18 protein-coding genes and 1 pseudogene are annotated in these 19,554 nt (G+C 67.8%); 13 read left to right on the plus strand and 6 right to left on the minus strand.

Annotation, left to right across the window (positions count from 1 at the left end):
• The first annotated feature begins 27 nt into the window (after nt 1-27).
• From H1Q64_RS05195 to H1Q64_RS05220, 6 genes are all read left to right on the plus strand, one after another.
• Nucleotides 28-552 carry a FixH family protein gene (locus H1Q64_RS05195; protein ID WP_237904657.1) on the plus strand — a complete coding sequence of 175 codons (525 nt, stop codon included), beginning with the start codon at nt 28-30 and terminating at the stop codon, nt 550-552.
• A 62-nt stretch (nt 553-614) separates the two neighbouring features.
• Nucleotides 615-3,083, plus strand: coding sequence for a heavy metal translocating P-type ATPase (locus H1Q64_RS05200; protein WP_237904658.1), 2,469 nt, complete (start codon nt 615-617; stop codon nt 3,081-3,083).
• Complete coding sequence (ccoS, locus tag H1Q64_RS05205; RefSeq protein ID WP_237904913.1) at nt 3,037-3,177, plus strand: cbb3-type cytochrome oxidase assembly protein CcoS; 141 nt, start codon at nt 3,037-3,039, stop codon at nt 3,175-3,177. Before H1Q64_RS05200 ends, ccoS begins: the two co-directional genes overlap by 47 nt.
• Before the next feature lie 180 nt (nt 3,178-3,357).
• A complete protein-coding gene (locus H1Q64_RS05210; RefSeq protein WP_237904659.1) occupies nt 3,358-4,020 on the plus strand; it encodes a Crp/Fnr family transcriptional regulator in 663 nt (220 codons plus the stop codon).
• A gap of 218 nt (nt 4,021-4,238) precedes the next feature.
• On the plus strand, nt 4,239-6,509 hold the full coding sequence (locus H1Q64_RS05215) for an NADP-dependent malic enzyme (RefSeq protein ID WP_237904660.1): 2,271 nt from the start codon (nt 4,239-4,241) through the stop codon (nt 6,507-6,509).
• Between the two features lie 154 nt (nt 6,510-6,663).
• Nucleotides 6,664-8,313 (plus strand): ATP-binding protein, encoded by a 1,650-nt coding sequence (locus H1Q64_RS05220; RefSeq protein ID WP_237904661.1) that lies wholly within the window; start codon nt 6,664-6,666, stop codon nt 8,311-8,313.
• Nucleotides 8,314-8,432: 119 nt separating this feature from the next.
• Here H1Q64_RS05220 and H1Q64_RS34080 read toward each other — a convergent pair whose 3' ends face one another.
• Both H1Q64_RS34080 and H1Q64_RS05225 read right to left on the minus strand, forming a co-directional pair.
• Nucleotides 8,433-8,678 carry a Cache 3/Cache 2 fusion domain-containing protein gene (locus tag H1Q64_RS34080; protein ID WP_419468830.1) on the minus strand — a complete coding sequence of 82 codons (246 nt, stop codon included), beginning with the start codon at nt 8,676-8,678 and terminating at the stop codon, nt 8,433-8,435.
• Nucleotides 8,656-8,955, minus strand: coding sequence for a hypothetical protein (locus tag H1Q64_RS05225; RefSeq protein ID WP_237904662.1), 300 nt, complete (start codon nt 8,953-8,955; stop codon nt 8,656-8,658). Before H1Q64_RS05225 ends, H1Q64_RS34080 begins: the two co-directional genes overlap by 23 nt.
• A gap of 362 nt (nt 8,956-9,317) precedes the next feature.
• Between H1Q64_RS05225 and H1Q64_RS05230 the strand changes: the two genes are divergently transcribed.
• Nucleotides 9,318-10,430, plus strand: a complete 1,113-nt coding sequence (locus tag H1Q64_RS05230; RefSeq protein WP_237904663.1) for an IS110 family transposase — start codon at nt 9,318-9,320, stop codon at nt 10,428-10,430.
• Between the two features lie 299 nt (nt 10,431-10,729).
• Here the strand turns inward: H1Q64_RS05230 and H1Q64_RS05235 are convergent.
• Nucleotides 10,730-11,189 (minus strand): annotated as a pseudogene (locus tag H1Q64_RS05235) (IS630 family transposase); the annotation flags it as partial.
• A 359-nt stretch (nt 11,190-11,548) separates the two neighbouring features.
• Here H1Q64_RS05235 and H1Q64_RS05240 point away from each other — a divergent pair.
• From H1Q64_RS05240 to phoB, 6 genes are all read left to right on the plus strand, one after another.
• Nucleotides 11,549-12,592 (plus strand): PstS family phosphate ABC transporter substrate-binding protein, encoded by a 1,044-nt coding sequence (locus tag H1Q64_RS05240; protein WP_237904664.1) that lies wholly within the window; start codon nt 11,549-11,551, stop codon nt 12,590-12,592.
• 92 nt (nt 12,593-12,684) lie between these two features.
• On the plus strand, nt 12,685-14,067 hold the full coding sequence (gene pstC, locus H1Q64_RS05245) for a phosphate ABC transporter permease subunit PstC (protein ID WP_237904665.1): 1,383 nt from the start codon (nt 12,685-12,687) through the stop codon (nt 14,065-14,067).
• Nucleotides 14,060-15,358 (plus strand): phosphate ABC transporter permease PstA, encoded by a 1,299-nt coding sequence (gene pstA, locus H1Q64_RS05250; protein WP_376998223.1) that lies wholly within the window; start codon nt 14,060-14,062, stop codon nt 15,356-15,358. Before pstC ends, pstA begins: the two co-directional genes overlap by 8 nt.
• 37 nt (nt 15,359-15,395) lie before the next feature.
• Nucleotides 15,396-16,181 (plus strand): phosphate ABC transporter ATP-binding protein PstB, encoded by a 786-nt coding sequence (pstB, locus tag H1Q64_RS05255; protein ID WP_237904915.1) that lies wholly within the window; start codon nt 15,396-15,398, stop codon nt 16,179-16,181.
• Nucleotides 16,182-16,240: 59 nt separating this feature from the next.
• On the plus strand, nt 16,241-17,041 hold the full coding sequence (gene phoU, locus H1Q64_RS05260) for a phosphate signaling complex protein PhoU (protein WP_237904666.1): 801 nt from the start codon (nt 16,241-16,243) through the stop codon (nt 17,039-17,041).
• Between the two features lie 31 nt (nt 17,042-17,072).
• Complete coding sequence (phoB, locus tag H1Q64_RS05265; protein ID WP_137103701.1) at nt 17,073-17,777, plus strand: phosphate regulon transcriptional regulator PhoB; 705 nt, start codon at nt 17,073-17,075, stop codon at nt 17,775-17,777.
• A 193-nt stretch (nt 17,778-17,970) separates the two neighbouring features.
• On the opposite strand, the gene H1Q64_RS05270 is transcribed toward phoB, so the two are convergent.
• The 3 genes from H1Q64_RS05270 to H1Q64_RS05280 are packed head-to-tail and all read right to left on the minus strand — an operon-like array spanning nt 17,971 to nt 19,486.
• Entirely contained in the window at nt 17,971-18,228 is a 258-nt protein-coding gene (locus tag H1Q64_RS05270) for a hypothetical protein (RefSeq protein ID WP_237904667.1), read from the minus strand.
• 5 nt (nt 18,229-18,233) lie between these two features.
• Nucleotides 18,234-18,671: a DsrE family protein gene (locus H1Q64_RS05275; protein ID WP_237904668.1), complete on the minus strand. Its 438-nt coding sequence runs from the start codon at nt 18,669-18,671 to the stop codon at nt 18,234-18,236.
• Nucleotides 18,672-18,697: 26 nt separating this feature from the next.
• Entirely contained in the window at nt 18,698-19,486 is a 789-nt protein-coding gene (locus tag H1Q64_RS05280; RefSeq protein ID WP_237904669.1) for a HesA/MoeB/ThiF family protein, read from the minus strand.
• Nucleotides 19,487-19,554: the final 68 nt, after the last annotated feature.

Consider the following 19,554-nt stretch of genomic DNA (forward strand, 5'->3'; position numbering starts at 1 on the left):
CTGCATTCACCAAAGGTCAAGACGACGATGACGCTGTCCACCGACGCCGGAACCCGCCGCACTCCGCCCCGCCGGACCGGCCGCCAGCCCGGCTGGTACATCCCCTGGATCTTCGTGGCCGGTTTCGCCGTCGTGATCGCGGTCAACGGCGTGATGCTGCATTTCGCCCTGTCGAGCTGGACCGGCGTCCAGACCGAGCAGCATTTCATGAAGGGCCTGAAGTACAACGAGGATCTGGCCGGTGCCCGCGCCCAGGCCGAGCGCGGCTGGAAGGTCGCCACCGACTTCACCAGCACCGAGGCGCAGAAGGGCATCCTGGCGCTGACGCTGCACGACAAGCACGGCAATCTGCTGAAGGACGCCGAGGTGAAGGTCGCCTTCATCCGCCCGACCAGCGAGGGCCACGACGTGCGCCTCGACCTGCCCTATCTGGGCGAGGGCCGCTTCGCCGCCCCGGTGGCGCTGCCGTTGCCCGGCCAGTGGGACCTGCGCGTGGAAATCCACCACGCCACGGGCGACTACCAGGACGAGCAGCGCCTTTTCGTCAAGTAAGCGCCGCGTCTCCAACGCCCCATTCCCAACGCTATGGCACACCAGCACACGGGTTTCGTGACATGACCGTCTGCCTCCACTGCGGGCAGGAGCATCCCGAGGGCACCGGCACCACCGCCTCCGATGGCGCCGGCCCCTTTTGCTGCACAGGCTGCGCGGCGGCCTACGACCTCGTCCGCGGGCTCGGGCTGGAACGCTATTACGAGCGGCGCTGCGTCGATCCCGCCGCCCGGCCGCTGCGCCCGGACGGGGAGGCACCGCCGCTCGACTATGCCCCCCACGCCAAGCACGCCGAGGACGGCACCGCTTCGCTGCACCTGATGGTGGACGGGCTGCAATGCGCGGCCTGCGTCTGGCTGATCGAGACGGCGCTGGCCCGCCAGCCGGGGGTGACCCACGCGCGGCTGAACATGACCACGCGCCGCCTGTCGGTGACGTGGCGCGAGGCCGAGACCGACGCCAACACGGTGGTCGATACTGTCGCCCGCATCGGCTACCGCGCCGTGCCCTTCGATCCGGAACGGCTGGGCGACGCTCAAGCGAAGACGGAGAAGGAGCTTCTGCGCTCGCTGGCCGTCGCCGGCTTCGGCGCCAGCAACGTCATGCTGCTGTCGGTGTCGGTCTGGGCTGGCCACGCGACGGGCATGGGCTCCGCCACCCGCGACCTGATGCACTGGCTGTCGGCGCTGGTCTGCATGCCGGCCATCGCCTACGCCCTGCGGCCCTTCGCGCGCTCGGCCTTCCAGGCGCTGCGGCGCGGGCGGACGAACATGGACGTGCCGATCACCATCGGTGTCCTGCTCGCCACCAGCATGAGCCTGTTCGAGACGATCAACAGCGGCCAGCACGCCTATTTCGACGGCGCGATGATGCTGCTGTTCTTCCTGCTGATCGGGCGCTATCTCGACCAGCGGGCGCGGGGCCGGGCGCGCTCGGCGGCGGAGCAGCTTCTCGGCCTGCACGCCACCTCGGTGACCGTGCTGAACGAGGATGGGCGCAGCGCCATCGTCCCGCCGGATCAGGTCAGCCCCGGCTCCACCATCCTGGTGGCGGTGGGCGAGCGGGTCGCGGTCGACGGCACGGTGGCCGACGGCGTATCCGACCTCGACACCGCCCTGATCACCGGCGAGACGGTGCCGGGCAGCGTGCGCCCCGGCGACCGCGTGTTCGCCGGCATGCTCAACCTCACCGCTCCGCTGCGTGTGACCGTCACGGCGGTGGGGGAGGGCACGCTGCTGGCCGAGATCGTCCGGCTGATGGAGGTGGCGGAGCAGGGCCGCGCCAAATACGTCGCCATCGCCGACCGCGTGTCGCGCCATTACGCTCCGGTCGTCCATGTGGCGGCGCTGGGCACCTTCCTGGGCTGGCTGCTGCTCGGCGGGTTGCCCTGGCAGGATTCGCTGATGAACGCGGTCGCCGTGCTGATCATCACCTGCCCCTGCGCGCTGGCGCTGGCCGTGCCGGTGGTGCAGGTGATCGCCAGCGGGCGGCTGATGCGGCAGGGCATCCTGTTGAAGACCGCCACGGCGCTGGAGCGGCTGGCCGTCATCGACACGGTGGTCTTCGACAAGACCGGCACGCTGACCGAGGGGCGCCCCGTCCCGCAGCTCGACGGCGTGGCCGAGGACGACCTGCGCCTCGCAGCCGCGCTCGCCGGGGCCAGCCGCCATCCGCTGGCCCGCGCCCTGACCCGCGCGCTGCCCAACGTTCCCGTCGCCGTCGGCGTGCGGGAGGTCCCTGGCGCCGGCCTCGCCCTGGATGGCGCTGATGGGGAGGTCCGGCTGGGCAGCCGTGCCTTCACCGGCGCGCCGGACGCGGCGGAGGACGCCGCTGGGCCGGAGCTGTGGCTGGCCCGCCCCGGCGCCGCGCCGGTCCGCATCACCTTCCTCGACGCGCCGCGCGCCGACGCCGCGGCGGTGGTGCGCGGGCTGAAGGCGCGGGGCCTGGACGTCCGGCTGCTGTCCGGCGACCGCCGCGGTGCCGTGGCCGCGGTGGCCGCGCAGCTGGGAATCGAGGACTGGCGGGCCGGCCAGACGCCCGCCGACAAGACCGCCGTTCTGGACGCGCTCGCCGCCGAGGGCCGCAAGGTGCTGATGGTCGGCGACGGGCTGAACGACGCCCCGGCGCTGGCCGCGGCCAGCGTGTCGATGTCGCCGTCCACCGCGGTGGACGTCAGCCAGACCGCCGCCGACGTGGTGTTCCAGGGCCGCCGCCTGCGCCCCATCCTGGAGGCGTTCGAGGTGTCCCGCCGCTCCGGGCGGCTGGTGCGCCAGAATTTCGGCATCGCGCTGGTCTACAACCTGTTCGCGGTGCCCATCGCCATGGCGGGCATGCTGACGCCGCTGCTGGCGGCGCTGGCCATGTCCTCCTCCTCCCTGATCGTTATCGCCAACGCCCTGCGGCTCAGCCGCGGCGCGGTGACCAAGGACCTGACCGATGACCGAGCTTCTCTATCTGATCGCGATCGCGCTGAGCCTGGGGCTGATGGGCCTGGGGGCGTTCCTGTGGGCTCTCAAGTCCGGGCAGTTTGACGATCTCGACGGGGCGGCCCACCGCATCCTGTTCGACGACGAGCCGCCGCGCCCCAACGCCGAGCCGTCCAGCCCGCCGAAGGGACGCTCATAAGGCGTTTGTATGGCAATTCGGCGACGGCCCCTGCGAGCACCGTTGCGAAACAGACCGAATATGACGATTATGGGCGCGTTGTACGGCTAAGGGTTGGGTCATGCCATGCCACCCTTTGACATGGGGCGCGCCCGCGAAAAGGGCGCGGCGAGTGAGATGAATCCCTGTGGGGCCTGTCCCGTGCGCAGTCTGACCGTCTGCGCCGCCCTGGACCCCGAGGAACTGCGCCGTCTCGCCGACATCCTCCAGACGTCCCGCGTCGAAGCCGGACAGACCCTGTTCAGCGAGGGCGACGCGGCGGACGCGCTCTACAACGTCACCGCCGGCACCGTGAAATTGTACAAGCTGCTGCCGGACGGGCGCCGCCAGATCACCGGCTTCCTCGTCACCGGCGACTTCCTGGGTCTGGCCGTCAACGAGAGCTACGCCTACACCGCGGAGACGGTCACGGCGGCGACGCTCTGCCGCTTTCCGCGCAAGAAGATCGACGCGCTGATGGACGAGTTCCCGAAGATGCAGCGCCGTCTCTTCTCCATGGCCTCGAACGAGTTGGCGGCGGCGCAAGACCAGATGCTGCTGCTCGGCCGCAAGACGGCGAAGGAGAAGATCTGCTCCTTCCTGCTGATGCTGTCCCAGCGCGCCGCCCGGCGCGGGCACAAGGAAAACCCCGTCTACGTGCCGATGAGCCGGGCCGACATCGCCGATTACCTGGGCCTGACCACCGAGACGGTCAGCCGCACCTTCACCCAGCTGAAGACCGCCGGGGCCATCTCGCTGCAGGAAGGCAACAAGGTTCTGATCAGCGACATGGACGCCATCTACGACATGGCCGAGGGCTGCTGAGTCTCTTTCCGGGTACGAAACGATTGCTTCGGCCGTCGTTCGTGATCTGATATGTCGTATTCCAGGAAAAATTCGCATCTTTCGTGCGATCCCGCTCTGGCGGGACGCGCCCGCGCGGGCTAACATCCGCCGCCCGACCGGCCGGAACCGAAAACAACAACGACGGCCGGCCCAAAGAAGAACGGCTGCAACAGCCTACGCTCAGGAACCGAACCCCGATGACCGAACCCGATACAAAGCGCGTCACCGACGAAGAAGCCCTTCTGCTGCACTCCTCCGGGCGTCCGGGCAAGCTGGAGATCGCGCCCACCAAGCCGCTGACGACCCAGCGCGACCTGTCGCTGGCCTATTCGCCGGGCGTGGCCGTTCCCTGCCTGCGCATCGCCGAGGACCCCAGCACGGCCTACGACTACACGGCCAAGGGCAACATCGTCGCCGTCATTTCCAACGGCACGGCGGTGCTGGGCCTGGGCGACCTCGGCGCGCTCGCCTCCAAGCCGGTGATGGAAGGCAAGGCGGTCCTCTTCAAGCGCTTCGCCGACGTGGACGGCATCGACCTGGAGGTCGATACGAAGAACGTCGACGAGTTCGTCAACTGCGTCCGCTTCCTCGGGCCGAGCTTCGGCGGCATCAACCTGGAGGACATCAAGGCGCCGGACTGCTTCATCATCGAGGAGCGCCTGCGCGAGCTGCTGGACATCCCCGTCTTCCACGACGACCAGCACGGCACCGCCATCATCGCCGCCGCCGGCCTGATCAACGCCTGCGACATCACCGGGCGGAACCTCAAGGACGTGACGATGGTGGTCAACGGCGCCGGTGCTGCGGGCATCGCCTGCGCCGAGCTGTTCACCACCATGGGCGTGCCGCGCGAGAACATCATCCTGTGCGACACCAAGGGCGTCGTCTACCGGGGCCGCACCGACGGCATGAACCAGTGGAAGTCGTCCTTCGCGGTGGAGACGGACAAGCGCACGCTCCAGGAGGCGGTCGCCGGCTCCGACGTCTTCGTCGGTCTGTCGGCCAAGGGCGCGATGACGCCGGAGATGGTCAGGTCGATGGCGGCGAAGCCGATCATCTTCGCGCTGGCCAACCCCGATCCGGAAATCACCCCAGAGGAGGTGAAGGCCGTCCGCTCCGACGCCATCGTGGCGACGGGCCGCTCCGACTACCCGAACCAGGTCAACAACGTCCTGGGCTTCCCCTACCTGTTCCGCGGCGCGCTCGACGTGCGGGCGACCACCATCAACGAGGCGATGAAGGTCGCCGCCGCCAAGGCTCTGGCCGCCCTGGCGCGCGAGGACGTGCCGGACGAGGTGGACGCCGCCTACTCGGGCCGCCGCCTGCGCTATGGGCCGGAATACATCATCCCGGTGCCCTTCGACCCGCGGCTGATCGTGACGGTCCCCGCCGCGGTGGCCCAGGCCGCCATGGAAACCGGTGTGGCGCGCAAGCCCATCGTCGACCTGGCGGGCTACCGGAATTCGTTGCGCACCCGTCTCGACCCGACGGCGGACAGTCTCCAGCTCATCCTGGAGAAGGTGAAGGCCAACCCGCGCCGCGTCGTCTTCGCCGAGGGCGAGGAGGAGCGGACGATCCGCGCCGCGCTCGCCTTCCGCGCCGCCGGCTTCGGCACGCCGGTGCTGATCGGGCGCGAGGCGGTCATCAAGGAGCAGCTGGCGGCGATGGGGCAGTCCGCCGTCTCGCTGGAGATCCACAACGCCCGCGTCTCCGACGCCAACCGCCGCTACAGCGACTATCTGTACCGCCGGATGCAGCGCAAGGGCGCCCTGCTGCGCGACTGCCAGCGCATGGTGAACCAGGACCGCAACGTCTTCGCCGCGCTAATGGTGGCGCAGGGCGACGCCCACGCCATGGTCACCGGCCTGACCCGCACCTTCGGCGTGGCCTTCGAGGAGATCCGCCGGGTCATCGACGCCAAGGCGAACGAGCCGGTCTTCGGCCTGCACGTCTTCCTGACGCGCAACCGCACGGTGCTGATCGCCGACACCACGGTGCATGTCCGCCCCAACGGCCAGACGCTGGCCGACATCGCCATCGGCGCCGCGGCCAAGGCGCGCCAGATGGGGCACGAGCCGCGGGTGGCGCTGCTGTCCTTCTCCAACTTCGGCCAGCACCCGCACCCCCACACCGACCCGCTGCGCGAGGCCATCGCCATCCTCGACAGCCGCCGCGTCGATTTCGAGTATGACGGGGAGATGTCGGCGGACGTGGCGCTGGACTACCAGCTGATGAAGCGGGTCTACCCCTTCTGCCGGCTGTCCGGCCCGGCCAACGTGCTGATCATGCCCGGCCTGCATTCGGCCAACATCACGGCGAAGCTGCTCAACAAGATGGCCGGCGGCCAGATGATCGGCCCGCTGCTGATCGGCTTGGACAAGCCGGCGCAGATCGTCACCATGGGCGCCTCGGTCAACGATCTGGTCACCGCGGCGGCGCTGGCGGCCCACGACTCGCTGCCCTGGTAAGCGGGAGGGCGTTTTTTGGACGACGCGCAGGCCGGGCGATGACCCCGGCCCGCGCGTTAATCTTTTGTGACGCCCGCTCACCGGCTTGCGGGATGGTGTAAAAGCGGAGTTCCGTCTCCAAAACCGTCCGCATGACGCACGAGAAGCGCCGTCCATGACTTCCAAGCCGATGCCGCCCCTCCGGTTGATCCTCGCCGCCGCGTTGGTGCTGGCGCCGCTGCTGCCGGCCCTGTGGGGGCTGTGGCGGCAAGGGACGATCGGGCCGCTGGTTGCGATTCTGGGTGGGCTGGCCGGGGTCGGCGGGGTGGCTCTGATGCTCCAGCTGTATTTCCGCGACCTGCGGATGGTGGCCACCCACGCCGCGCAGCTCGCCGCCGGCCCGACGGAGGCGGTGCCCTCCCTGCCCGTTACCGCCTCCCGCCCGGTGCGGGCGGCGGCGGCGGCGGCGGTGCGGCTGCACCGGGTCATGAACGCCCGCACCGAACTGGCGCTGGCCCAACTCGAAGCCAACGAATCCATCATCGAGGCGCTGCACGACCCGCTGGTCCTGGTGGGGGCGGAACGGCAGGTGGCGCGGGCCAACCAGGCGGCGCGCGCCCTGTTCGGCGACCGCATCCTCGACCGCGACCTCGCCGCCTCGCTGCGCAACCCGGCGGTACTGGAGGCGGTGGACGCCGTGCTGAAGGGCGGCGCCTCGCGCATTCTGGAGTTCAGCCTGCCGGTGCCGGTGGAGCGCATGTTCGAGGTGCGGGTGAAGCCCTTCCAGCGGCGGGTTCCCCGACCGGTGCCCGGCGAGGACGGGGTGCCGTCCGCCGTCGGAACCGTGCCGGGGCGGATGGTCATCCTGACGCTGCATGACATCACCGCGCTGCGCCGGTCGGAGCAGATGCGCGCCGACTTCATCGCCAACGCCAGCCACGAGTTGCGCACGCCGCTGTCTTCACTGCTCGGCTTCATCGAGACGCTGCGCGGCCCCGCCCGCGAGGATCTGGAGGCGCACGAGCGCTTCCTGTCGATCATGCAGGACCAGGCCAGCCGCATGGCCCGCCTCGTCAACGACCTGCTGTCGCTGTCGCGGATCGAGCTTGACGAGCACATGCCGCCCGCCGGCAAAGTCGATGTGCTGGACCGGCTGGACGGGGTGATGGCGGCGCTGGAGCTGAAGGCGGCCAGCCGCCGCATCCGCCTGACGCTGGAGGCGCCGGACGGCCTGCCCGCGGTGGTCGGCGACGAGGACCAGCTCACCCAGGTCTTCCAGAACCTCGTCAGCAACGCGATCAAATACACGCGCGAGAACACCGATGTGACGGTCGCCGTGTCGCTCGCCGACGGCGTGGCGGTCGGGGTGTCCGGCCCGGCGGGCCGCGGCGGGCGGGGGATGCAAATGGTCGCCGTCGCCGTGCGCGACCAGGGGGAGGGCATCGCCCGCACCCACCTGCCGCGCCTGACCGAACGCTTCTACCGCGTCGACGCCGCGCGGTCGCGGGCCATGGGCGGCACCGGGCTGGGGCTGGCCATCGTCAAGCACATCGTGAACCGCCACCGCGGCCGCCTGACCATCGAAAGCGCCGTCGGGGTAGGCAGCACCTTCACGGTCTACCTGCCGGCGGCGTCTGAGGAGTCGGGAGAGGGCCGCGCCGCGGAGCCCCGCGCGGCGCCAAGCCTAAAGCGAACTTTCGTTCGCTTTAGGCTTATATTGCCTCGTTCGCCGGCAGGCTCCGGTCGCATGTGCGACCGGGACCGCCGTCGCGGTCCAAAGCGGATTGCAATCCGCTTTAGTGGAGCGCGCCAAACGGATCGTTAAGTAAGCGGCTGTGGGCGGCCTCCGTGCCTTGACGTGGAACGGCCATTCCAGGCCGTTCCCGGCGACGAAGGTAACGGCACAAGCAACAGCAGGCTCGGTCATTCGTCTGGTTGCTGTCGTCAGTCCTTCAGGTATCCAACATAATAGACGCCGATTATATTGTTGCGCGCGTCGCGTATGGGCTCATAGCCAGTGGTGTATGGCTTGCCCAGTATGTCAACGTCTCCATAGAAGCTCTCTCCTTTAGCAATCGCTGCAATCGCCTTACCCTTGGGGTCGAGTACGGTTCCGATCGCACGAGATCCGTCATCCTTCTTTACATTCGTTGCCACCCGGACAAACTCATCGCCATTCTTGACAAAAATGGTAGACGTTCCTCCTTTCTCCTTTTTGTACCTCGTCGACGAGTGAGAAGTTGTTGTTCATCTTAGTGTCGCCAAAGTACAAAGCCGGTACGGTCTTTCCGGCAATCGTATCTTCTCCTTTGATGTTCGGGGCGCCCAATGCCGCGGCCTTGGATTTGAGGAGTTGCATTGATGAGCGGACATCCTCCGCGGGTCCGGCGAGCGCTCGCGGATGCGGCAAAGCCGTGAACTCGGCGGTGAAAACCAGCAGTACGAGCGCAAACGTAGATGCCTTCATTGCCACCTCCCGGCCTCGCTGCATCTCGACGCCATAGATATCGGGTGAGGAGGCCCATTATTGATGTGCCAAGCACTGAACAGTGATGCTTATCTGAGCCGCTCTCTCAAGCTTCCACAAGGCTATATGCCAGCATTACCTTCAGGGTCGCTCAAATAGAGGCGCGATATATCTTTCTATGAACCACAATTTTGGTTCGAAAATCGCTTAGCGGAAAGCCTTTGGGAAATGACGACATGATCGAATACTAGACCATATGTTTGCCGGCCGAAAGGCGAGTAGCGGCCCGTCCCACGGCATGTCCCCATCGAGGATTGCGCCGGGCGGTCCGGCGCCGAGCCTCAGACATGGGGGACGGGCCGATGAACTCTACCATTTTCGTGGGTCTGGATGTGCATAAGGCGACGGTGTCCGTGGCCGTGGCCGAAGGAACACGCGGCGGCGAGGTCCGCTTGTTCGGCACGGTGGCGAACCGGGCCGAGGTGATCGAAAAGCTGGTCGGGCGGCTCGCCCGGGACGGGTATCGCCTGAGCTTCTGCTATGAGGCGGGCCCGTGCGGGTACGGCCTGTATCGTCAGCTTACCGCGCTTGGGCATGAGTGCGTGGTCGTGGCTCCGTCGCTGATCCCGGTCCGGGCGGGCGACCGGGTGAAGACGGATCGGCGCGATGCTGTCATGCTCGCCAAGCTGCACCGGGCCGGCGAGCTGACGGCCGTGTGGGTGCCCGACGGAGCCCACGAGGCGATGCGCGACTTGATCCGGGCTCGGGCGACAGCGGTGCAGGTGCTGGGCAAGGCCCGCCAGCACCTGCAAGGCTTTCTCCTGCGGCACGGCCGCGTCTATCCTGGCAAGCGGGGCTGGACTCAGGCCTACCGACGCTGGCTGACGACGGTGCGCTTCGAGCACCCGGCTCAGCAGGCGGTGCTGCAGGACTACATCCACGCCGTAACGGACGCTGAGGCCCGCGTGGCACGTCTGACCAGGCAAATCGAGGGGCTGGTCGCGGAGTGGTCGATGGCACCGGTCGTGGCGGCCCTGCAGGCCATGCGCGGCGTTGCTTTCCTCGTGGCGGTCACCGTGGTCGCCGAGGTGGGCGACTTCTCGCGCTTTGCCAACCCCCGCCAGTTGATGGCCTATCTCGGCCTGGTGCCCTCGGAGCATTCCAGTGGCGCCAGCGTGCGCCGTGGTGGCATCACCAAGGCCGGCAGCGGTTTGGCACGGCGGATCCTGATCGAAGGAGCTTGGAGCTACCGGATGCCGGCCCGCGTCAGCCGCAAGCTGTACGATCGCATCGAAGCCCTGCCGCAGTCTGTCCGCGACATCGCCTGGAAGGCGCAGGCCCGGCTGTGTGCGCGTTATCGCCGCCTGACGGCCGCGGGAAAGGCCAAGGTGGTGGTCACCACGGCCATTGCGCGCGAGATGGTCGGCTTCCTGTGGGCGATCGCCCGTGAGGTCCAGCCGCGTCCGGCTTCCTGACGGCATCGGACGTCGCAGCCGGTGCCCACGGCTGGAGGCGGGGCGCGGTAGGGGAACCCTCGTGTTCTGTTATGAGCCGGCCTGACCGACGCTCGCTCCTAGACCGAGGCAGCCCCAGGACGAAACCACGGTCATGCGGTAGCCAACCCGCGCATGAGAGCTTGCTCAACCGTCGTCTTCGGCCCTGCCTCCTGCCGTGGGCATCCACTGAGCTTCAGCGCCTGGGCGTAGCCAGGACGGGCACGCGTGGCCAAATCCCTTGACGGCAAACATGAGAACAGAATGATGTTATTTCTGCGTTCCGAAATTTTCTTCGCTTTATTAACACTGGCGATGATGCGGTCAGGATCGGCGGTCCAGACGAAACGCTTGGCCGTCCTGTTATGCTCCGTGATGAAGCGGTGAATGGCGGCCTGGAGATCGACGCCGCCGCGGAAGCTGCCCCCGGCGCAGGCGCTTGCGGGTCAACTTGGCGAAGAAGCCCTCCACCGCGTTCAGCCACGACGCCGAGGTCGGGGTAAAGTGGAAAACCCAGCGCGGATGCTTCTCCAGCCAGGCGCGGACCTTCGGGTGCGTGTGGGTAGCGTAGTTGTCCAGGATCACATGGACCGCCTTGCCGACCGGCACCGCCGCCTCGACGGTGTTGAGGAAACGGATGAATTCCTGATGCCGGTGGCGGGCCGCGCACTGCCCCATCACGGTGCCGTCCAGCACGTTCAGCGCGGCGAACAGGGTGGTTGTTCCGTGGCGGGTGTAATCGCGGCACCAGCTTCTGCGGCGTGTTGCCGCTATGGATGGAGCCCTCCAACCGATCCCGGTCGGCAGGAGCCAGCTTCAGGTCGATGGCCCACGGGCGAGACATCCATGCTCCGCCGCCTACCAGTATCCTTTGTAGAACGTAATGGCCCGTGCGGCGCGGGGCACTGGAGGTTGCGTCCACCCCGTCCGGCGTGACCGAAAGTGGGCGTCGTCATGAAACTGTCATAAAACCGTAATCAGCGCGTCGCGGACCCCGACTAGTGTCCGCCCCGCAAGCCGCCCGCCCCTGGGGGAAGCGGCACGGGGTTGGACCATCGCGTTCCCCGGCAAAGGGGCAACCGGACCATCGGAGGGATACCGTGAATTCCAAGAAGCTCGCCGTCACCGCCGCCGCGGTCGTCGCCATGACCGCTGCCTTCGCGGGTGCTGCGAACGCCCAGTCGCGCGACCAGATCCGCGCCGTCGGCTCCTCGACCGTGTTCCCGTTCACCACGGCGGTTGCCGAGGCTTTCGGCAAGGGCGGCAAGTTCAAAACCCCGGTCGTCGAGTCGACCGGCACCGGCGGCGGCCTGAAGCTGTTCTGCGCGGGCGTCGGCCCGCAGCACCCGGACGTGGCGAACGCCTCGCGCCGCATCAAGAAGTCCGAGGTCGAGCAGTGCGCCGCCAACGGCGTCGCCCAGATCACCGAGCTGAAGATCGGCTACGACGGCATCGCGCTCGCCTACTCCAAGCAGGCCCCGCACACCGACCTGACCACCCAGATCCTGTGGAAGGCCCTGGCCAAGGACGTGCCGGTCGACGGCAAGATGGTCGCCAACCCCTACAAGAAGTGGTCGGACATCGACCCGAAGCTCCCGAACAAGGAGATCGAGGTCCTCGGCCCGCCCCCGACGTCCGGCACCCGCGACAGCTTCAACGAGCTGGTGATGCTCGAAGGCTGCAAGAAGGTCGCCGAGGTCAAGACCATCGTCGCCGACGAGAAGGCCCGTGAAAAGGCCTGCATGACCATCCGCGAGGACGGCGGCTACGTCGAGGCCGGCGAGAACGACAACCTGATCGTCCAGAAGCTGACCGCCAACCCCGACGCCTTCGGCGTGTTCGGCTACAGCTTCTACGACCAGAACCGCGACAAGCTGCAGACTGCCAAGATGGACGGCGTCGATCTGTCGCCGGAAGCGGTCCAGGCCGGCAAGTACGAGCTGTCGCGCCCGCTGTTCATCTACATCAAGAACGCCCACGCCGGCGTCATCCCCGGCATCCGCGAACTGGTCGCCGAGTTCACCTCGGAGCGCGCAATGGGCGAGGACGGCTACCTGTCCGACAAGGGTCTGATCTCCCTGCCGAAGGCGGAGCGCGACGCCGCCCGCACCTCGGCGACCAACCTGACCCCGCTCCAGCTCTGACCGGCTGACGGAACCGGCGGCTCTCCTCGGAGGGCCGCCGGTTTCCCGTTTGTGCCAGGAGCCCGTTTTCAGCCCATTTCCGGCGGTTTCGCATGCAGCTCACGGTACTGCTCATCATTCTGGCCCTGCTCACAGTGATCGGTTACCAGATGGGCCGGTCGCGTGCCGTCGCCTCCGTCGGCGGCCGCATCGTCGAGCTTCATTCGGTGCCGTCCTACCACGGCTTCTACGTCGCCCTCTGGGCGGGGCTTCCAGCCCTGCTGCTCTTCGCCTTCTGGGGGGCGTCCGAAGGCTGGCTGGTCATGCAGATGGTCCTGTCCGGCCTGCCGGACCGGCTGGTCAACGGCGACGCCCAATCGCTCGGCCTGCTGCGCGCCGACATCCTGAACCTCGCCCACGGCGTCGCCACCGGCCGCGAGCCCGATCCGGAGGTCGTCGCCGCGGCGGAGCGCTATCTGCGGCTGCACGCGCTCGGCGACTGGAGCCTGCTGGTCATCGGCTGCTGCGTCGCCATCGGCGGCCTGCTCTACGCCCGCGGCCGGATCGACCCCGACCTGCGCGCCCGCAACCGGGTGGAGCGCACGGTCAACATCGCGCTGGTCATCTGCTCGCTGGTCGCCATCCTGACCACCATCGGCATCGTGCTGTCGCTTCTGTTCGAGGCGATCCGCTTCTTCGCGGTGGTCAATCCTCTGGAGTTCCTGTTCGGCACGCACTGGAGCCCGCAGATGGCCATGCGCGCCGACCAGGTGGGCTCCAGCGGCTCCTTCGGCGCGATCCCGCTGTTCGCCGGCACGCTGCTGATCACCGGCATCGCCATGGCGGTGGCGGTTCCGGTCGGGCTGATGGCGGCCATCTTCATGTCGGAATACGCCAGCCCGGGTCTGCGCACTTGGCTGAAGCCGATCCTGGAGGTGTTGGCCGGCATCCCGACCGTGGTCTACGGCTTCTTCGCCGCCCTGACCATGGCGCCCTTCGTCCGCGACGTGGGCAACAGCCTGGGGCTGAGCGTCAGCTCCGAATCGGCGCTGGCCGCCGGCTTCGTGATGGGCGTGATGATCATCCCCTTCGTCAGCTCGCTGTCGGACGACGTCATCAACGCGGTGCCGCAGAGCTTGCGCGACGGCTCCTACGGGCTGGGCGCCACCAAGTCGGAGACGATCCGGCTGGTCGTGCTGCCCGCCGCCCTGCCGGGCATCGTCGCCGCCGTCATGCTGGCGGTCAGCCGCGCCATCGGCGAGACGATGATCGTCACCATGGCCGCTGGCCTCACCGCCAACCTGACCGCCAACCCGCTGGACGCCGTGACCACGGTGACGACGCAGATCGCCACGCTGCTGGTCGGCGACCAGGAGTTCGACAGCCCCAAGACGCTGTCGGCCTTCGGGCTGGGCCTTGTCCTGTTCGTCGTGACCCTCACCCTCAACATGGTCGCCCTCCGGGTGGTCCAGAAGTATCGAGAGAAATATGACTGACCTCGTGGAACAGGATACGCGGGCCATGTCGGTCGCCGTCACCAAGTCGCGCTACCAGAGCGAGGAGTTCTCCGCCCGCCTGCGCCGCCGCTACGCCGCGGAGCGCCGGTTCCGGATCGCCGGGATGCTCGCCGTCGGGATCGCGTCTCTGATGCTGGTGGTTCTGCTCGGCTCCATCGTCAGTAAGGGCTACACCGCCTTCTGGCAGGCGCAGATCCGGCTTGAGGTGACCCTGGACAAGCAGCAGGTCGAGGAGCGAAACTACACCGCCCTCGTCCGGCAGGCGCTCTACGCCCAGGTCCCCGCAGCCACCGACCGCGCCACCCGCCGCTCGCTGAACGACCTGCTGTCCTCCGGCGCGCCGTACGAGCTGGAGGCGATGGTCAACGCCAACCCCTCCCTCGTCGGCACCACGCAGACCGTCTGGGTCCGCGCCGATGACGAGATCGACCAGTTCATGAAGGGCTTCATCCGGCGCGACGTGCCGGAGAGCGAGCGCCGGCTGAACGACGTCAAGATCGCCGCCATCGACGCGCTGGTCGCCAACGGCTCCATCCGCAGCACCTTCAACACCACTCTGTTCACCGCCGGCGACAGCCGCGAGCCGGAACAGGCGGGCATCCTGGGAGCCGTCGTCGGCTCCGCCCTGACGCTGGTGGTGACCATGCTGCTGTCGGTGCCCATCGGCATCGCTGCCGCAGTCTATCTGGAGGAGTTCGCGCCGAAGAACCGCTGGACCGACCTGATCGAGGTGAACATCAACAACCTCGCCGCGGTGCCGTCGATCATCTTCGGCCTGCTGGGCCTGGCGGTGTTCCTCGGCTTCTTCGGGCTGCCCCGCTCCGCCCCGCTGGTCGGCGGTCTGGTGATGGCGCTGATGACCTTGCCGGTCATCATCATCGCCTCGCGTGTCGCGCTGAAGGCGGTGCCGCCGTCGATCCGCGAGGCCGCGCTGGGCGTCGGCGCCTCGCCGCTGCAGACGGTGACGCACCATGTCCTGCCCCTGGCCCTGCCGGGCATCCTGACCGGCACCATCATCGGCATGGCCCGCGCGTTGGGCGAGACGGCGCCGCTGCTGATGATCGGCATGGTGGCCTTCATCGTGGACATCCCGGGCGGCTTGACCGACAGCGCGACGGCGATCCCGGTGCAGATCTACATGTGGGCGGACAGCCCCGAGCGGGCCTTCACGGAGCGCACCTCCGCGGCGATCCTGATCCTGCTCGCCTTCCTCATCCTGATGAACGGCCTGGCCGTCTTCCTGCGCAAGAAATTCGAGAGGCGTTGGTAACCCCATGAGCGTCCAGACCCACATCCCGGCCACGGCCATGGCTTCGCGTCCCGCCGCCGGCATTCACGGCACCAAGATGGTCGCCCGCGACGTCAAGGTGTTCTACGGGGCCAAACAGGCGCTCAAGGGCATCAACCTGGAGATCCAGGAAAACCGCGTGATGGCGCTGATCGGCCCGTCCGGCTGCGGCAAGTCGACGTTCCTGCGCTGCCTGAACCGCATGAACGACACCATCGAGAACTGCCGCGTCGAGGGGCTGATCGCGCTCGACGGCGAGGATGTCTACGGCAAGTCGATCGACGCCGTGCAGCTCCGCGCCCGCGTTGGCATGCTCTTCCAGAAGCCGAACCCGTTCCCGAAGTCGATCTACGACAACATCGCCTACGGCCCGCGCATCCACGGCATCGCCAGCCACCGCGACGAGATGGACGAGATCGTCCAGACATCACTGAAGCGCGCCGGCCTGTGGAACGAGGTGAAGGACCGCCTGCGCGAGCCGGGCACCGGCCTGTCCGGCGGCCAGCAGCAGCGCCTGTGCATCGCCCGCGCCATCGCCGTCAGCCCCGAGGTGATCCTGATGGACGAGCCCTGCTCGGCGCTCGACCCCATCGCGACCGCCCACATCGAGGAGCTGATCGACGAACTGCGCGAGAACTATACGATCGTCATCGTCACCCACAACATGCAGCAGGCGGCCCGCGTCTCCCAGAAGACCGCCTTCTTCCATCTGGGCGACATGGTGGAGTGCGACGACACCGAGGAAATCTTCACCAACCCGCGGGACGAGCGCACCCAGGGCTACATCACCGGCCGCTACGGCTGATCCCCGGCCTCTGATCCCCAACAGCGCCGCCACTCCTCCCTCAGCGAAGGACGTGAAGCATGAGCACCGAACACATCGTGCGTTCCTTCGCGCACGAACTTGAGCGCCTGTCCAACCTGATCACCCAGATGGGCGGCGTCGCCGAAGCGCAGGTGGACGCCGCCGTGAAGGCGGTGGCCCGCCGCGACGTCGCGCTGGCCGCCCAGGTCATGCAGGCCGACCAGCGCATCGACGCCTACGAGCGCGACATCGACGCTGAGGCCGTGCGGCTGCTCGCCCTGCGCCAGCCGCTGGCCCAGGACCTGCGCGAGATCGTGTCGGCGCTGAAGATCGCGTCGGACTTGGAGCGGATCGGCGACTACGCCTCCAACATCGCCAAGCGCTCGCTGGCGCTGGCCCAGGTGCCGGCGGTGCGCCCGGCGGTGGCCATCCCGCGCATGGGGCGGCTGGTCGAGTCGATCATGAAGGATGTGCTGGACGCCTACATCGAGCGCGACGTCCAGCGCGCCATCGCCGCCTGGGAACGCGACGAGGAGCTGGACGACCTCTACACCAGCCTGTTCCGCGAGGTCCTCACCTACATGATGGAGGACCCGCGCAACATCACGCCCTGCACGCACCTGCTGTTCATGGCGAAGAACCTGGAGCGGATCGGCGACCACGCCACCAACATCGCCGAGACCATCCATTATCTGGTGGTCGGGACGACGCTGCGCGCTGCGCGCCCGAAGAACGACGGCAGCAGCTTCGCCGTGGTCGAGCCGGGTGGTTCGGTCACGGATGCGGTCACGGAGGCTGTGGAACAGGGATTGCCGCGGGACGGCGGCCCGGATAACGATGGAGCGGGACATGCCGCGTGACGGCGAGACGCGCAGTGGGAGCGGGACAAGCATGAATTCGGCGCTGAAGCCGCTCGTTCTCATCGTCGAGGACGAAGCCGACATCGTGACGCTGCTGAAGTACAATCTGGAGAAGGAAGGCTTCCGCGTGAACGCCGCCACCGACGGCGAGGAAGCTCTTCTGCTGGCCGGGGAGCAGACGCCGAACATCGTCCTGCTCGACTGGATGCTGCCGCTGATGTCGGGGCTGGAGGTTTGCCGCCAGATGCGCCGCAACAGCAAGATGCGCGATATCCCGATCATCATGCTGACCGCCCGCGGGGAGGAGGCGGACCGCGTGCGCGGCCTGAACTCCGGCGCCGACGACTACATCACCAAGCCTTTCTCCCCGACCGAGTTGGTCGCCCGCATGCGCGCCGTGCTGCGCCGCTCGGCCCCCGGCATGACGGACGAGACGCTGCAGTTCGCCGACGTGACCATGGATCTGGCCGCCCACCGGGTGCGCCGGAACGGTCGCGACGTGCATCTGGGGCCGACCGAGTTCCGCCTGCTGCGCCATTTCATGCAGCATCCCGGCCGCGTCTTCTCGCGCGAGCAGCTTCTCGACGTGGTGTGGGGCCACGACGTCTATGTCGAGCCGCGCACCGTGGATGTCCACATCCGCCGCCTGCGCAAGGCGATGAACGAGGAGACGGAGATGGACCTGATCCGCACCGTCCGCTCGGCCGGCTACGCGCTGGACAGCAAGTCGGTTTGAGGTGTGGGATTCTTGGGGAACAACAGGGTCTTCACGGATTGCACGGATTTGAACACGGATTTTTCTTCATGCGTGCGCAACACGAGTTGGATCGATCAAGATGCGCGTAGCAAGCCCAAAGAAATCCGTGTCATCCGTGCATAAATCCGCGAAATCCGTGTAAATCCTGTTGTCCACCAAGAATCCAATACCTTTACCCTTCCAGCAGCCCCACCGCCTCCCGCAAAATCTCCACCTTCGGGCCGAAGCGCTTCGCCGGGTCGCTGTCCTCGATGAAGCCGATCATCATGCGCAGGGCGTGCGCCACCCGCGGAGCGAGATCGGGGTGCGCAGTGACATGCTGCGCCAGATGGGCCAGCGCGTCCCGGTAGGGCCGGCCCTCGAAACCCTCCGCGGCGATCGCCTCGAAGCGGTTCGCCTGTTCGATCACCAGGCTGTGGTCGTCGGTCATCGCGCTCACACGAACAGGATCGCGCCGGTCTTCGGCGCGTCGTTCAGAAAGGTGACGACGCCGCCGGTCTTCACCGGCACGTCGGGACGCAGTGGAACGCCGGCGGGCAGACCGAGCGCGCGCAGCCCCATTTCGCAGGCCATGACCGTGACCTTCAGCATCACGCAGGCCTCCAGTAACTCCTCGAAGCCGGCCAGCCCGTTGGCGGTGAAGGCGGCGTCACGCTCCGCCGGGCAGCTGCCGTCGTCGGCGGGGTCCAGCCGGTGCCAGCCCGGCGTGCCGTCGGAGTCCCCGGCCAGCAGCGTGTTCAGGGCGCGGCCGGTGAAGAACAGCGTGACCTTGCGGTTGGTCGCCGCCGCCGCGCTGGCCATCACCAGGGCGTAGTGAACCCGGTCGAAACCGCCCGCGAACAGGACGATGGACAGGGACTCAGGACCTTCCATGACTAAAGGGTTCTCCCAATCGCCGCTCAGTGGGCGGACAGGTCGTGGATGGTCGGGTGGGGGCCGCACAAGGGGCAGTCCGGGTCGCGGCGCACGGTGATGCGCTGGAAGGAGGCGTGCAGCGTGTCCAGCATCATCAGGCTGCCCGACAGGCCCTCGCCGATGCCCATGATCTCCTTCAGCACCTCGGTCGTCTGGAGCGAACCGACGAAGCCGGCCAGCGCTCCCAGCACGCCGCCCTCGGAGCAGGACGGCACCAGCCCGCGCGGCGGCGGCTCCGGGAACAGGCAGCGGTAGCAGGGGTGCGGATCGCCGAGATGCGCCTTGAAGGTGGACACCTGCCCGTCGAAGCGCAGGATCGCCGCCGACACCAGCGTCTTCTTCGCGAAGTAGCAGGCGTCGTTCAGCAGGAAGCGCGTGGCGAAATTGTCGGACCCATCGGCCACGATGTCGTAGCGGCCGATCAGGTCCAGCGCGTTGTCCTTCGTCAGGCGCGTCTTGTGCACCTCCACCGCCACGTCGGGATTGAGCGCGCGGATGCGGGCGGCGGCGCTCTCCACCTTCGGAAGGCCGAGCGACGACTCGTCGTGGATCACCTGCCGTTGCAGGTTGGACAGGTCCACCGTGTCGTCGTCGATGACGCCGATGGTCCCCACCCCCGCCGCGGCGAGGTAGAGCAGCAGCGGCGCGCCCAGCCCGCCGGCCCCGACGACCAGGACGCGAGCGCGCAGCAGCGCCTCCTGCCCGATGCCGCCGACCTCCGGCAGGATGATGTGGCGGGAATAGCGGTGAAGCTGGGTGTCGGTGAAATCCATGATCCGCAGAATAGCGCGGAACGCCCCGTGCCGCGCAAGCCCCCTCGCTCGGGAGCCTGCCGCGGGCG

The organism is Azospirillum brasilense (genome assembly GCF_022023855.1).
GTDB classification, from domain to species: domain Bacteria; phylum Pseudomonadota; class Alphaproteobacteria; order Azospirillales; family Azospirillaceae; genus Azospirillum; species Azospirillum brasilense_F.

Coding starts and splice junctions, on each gene's coding strand:
- H1Q64_RS05195 (WP_237904657.1), top strand. CDS start 28: ATGACGCTGTCCACCGACGCCGGAACCCGCCGCACTCCGCCCCGCCGG.
- H1Q64_RS05200 (WP_237904658.1), top strand. CDS start 615: ATGACCGTCTGCCTCCACTGCGGGCAGGAGCATCCCGAGGGCACCGGC.
- ccoS (WP_237904913.1), top strand. CDS start 3,037: ATGGGCCTGGGGGCGTTCCTGTGGGCTCTCAAGTCCGGGCAGTTTGAC.
- H1Q64_RS05215 (WP_237904660.1), top strand. CDS start 4,239: ATGACCGAACCCGATACAAAGCGCGTCACCGACGAAGAAGCCCTTCTG.
- H1Q64_RS05220 (WP_237904661.1), top strand. CDS start 6,664: ATGACTTCCAAGCCGATGCCGCCCCTCCGGTTGATCCTCGCCGCCGCG.
- H1Q64_RS05225 (WP_237904662.1), bottom strand. CDS start 8,955: ATGAAGGCATCTACGTTTGCGCTCGTACTGCTGGTTTTCACCGCCGAG.
- H1Q64_RS05230 (WP_237904663.1), top strand. CDS start 9,318: ATGAACTCTACCATTTTCGTGGGTCTGGATGTGCATAAGGCGACGGTG.
- pstC (WP_237904665.1), top strand. CDS start 12,685: ATGCAGCTCACGGTACTGCTCATCATTCTGGCCCTGCTCACAGTGATC.
- pstA (WP_376998223.1), top strand. CDS start 14,060: ATGACTGACCTCGTGGAACAGGATACGCGGGCCATGTCGGTCGCCGTC.
- pstB (WP_237904915.1), top strand. CDS start 15,396: ATGGCTTCGCGTCCCGCCGCCGGCATTCACGGCACCAAGATGGTCGCC.
- phoU (WP_237904666.1), top strand. CDS start 16,241: ATGAGCACCGAACACATCGTGCGTTCCTTCGCGCACGAACTTGAGCGC.
- phoB (WP_137103701.1), top strand. CDS start 17,073: ATGAATTCGGCGCTGAAGCCGCTCGTTCTCATCGTCGAGGACGAAGCC.
- H1Q64_RS05270 (WP_237904667.1), bottom strand. CDS start 18,228: ATGACCGACGACCACAGCCTGGTGATCGAACAGGCGAACCGCTTCGAG.
- H1Q64_RS05275 (WP_237904668.1), bottom strand. CDS start 18,671: ATGGAAGGTCCTGAGTCCCTGTCCATCGTCCTGTTCGCGGGCGGTTTC.
- H1Q64_RS05280 (WP_237904669.1), bottom strand. CDS start 19,486: ATGGATTTCACCGACACCCAGCTTCACCGCTATTCCCGCCACATCATC.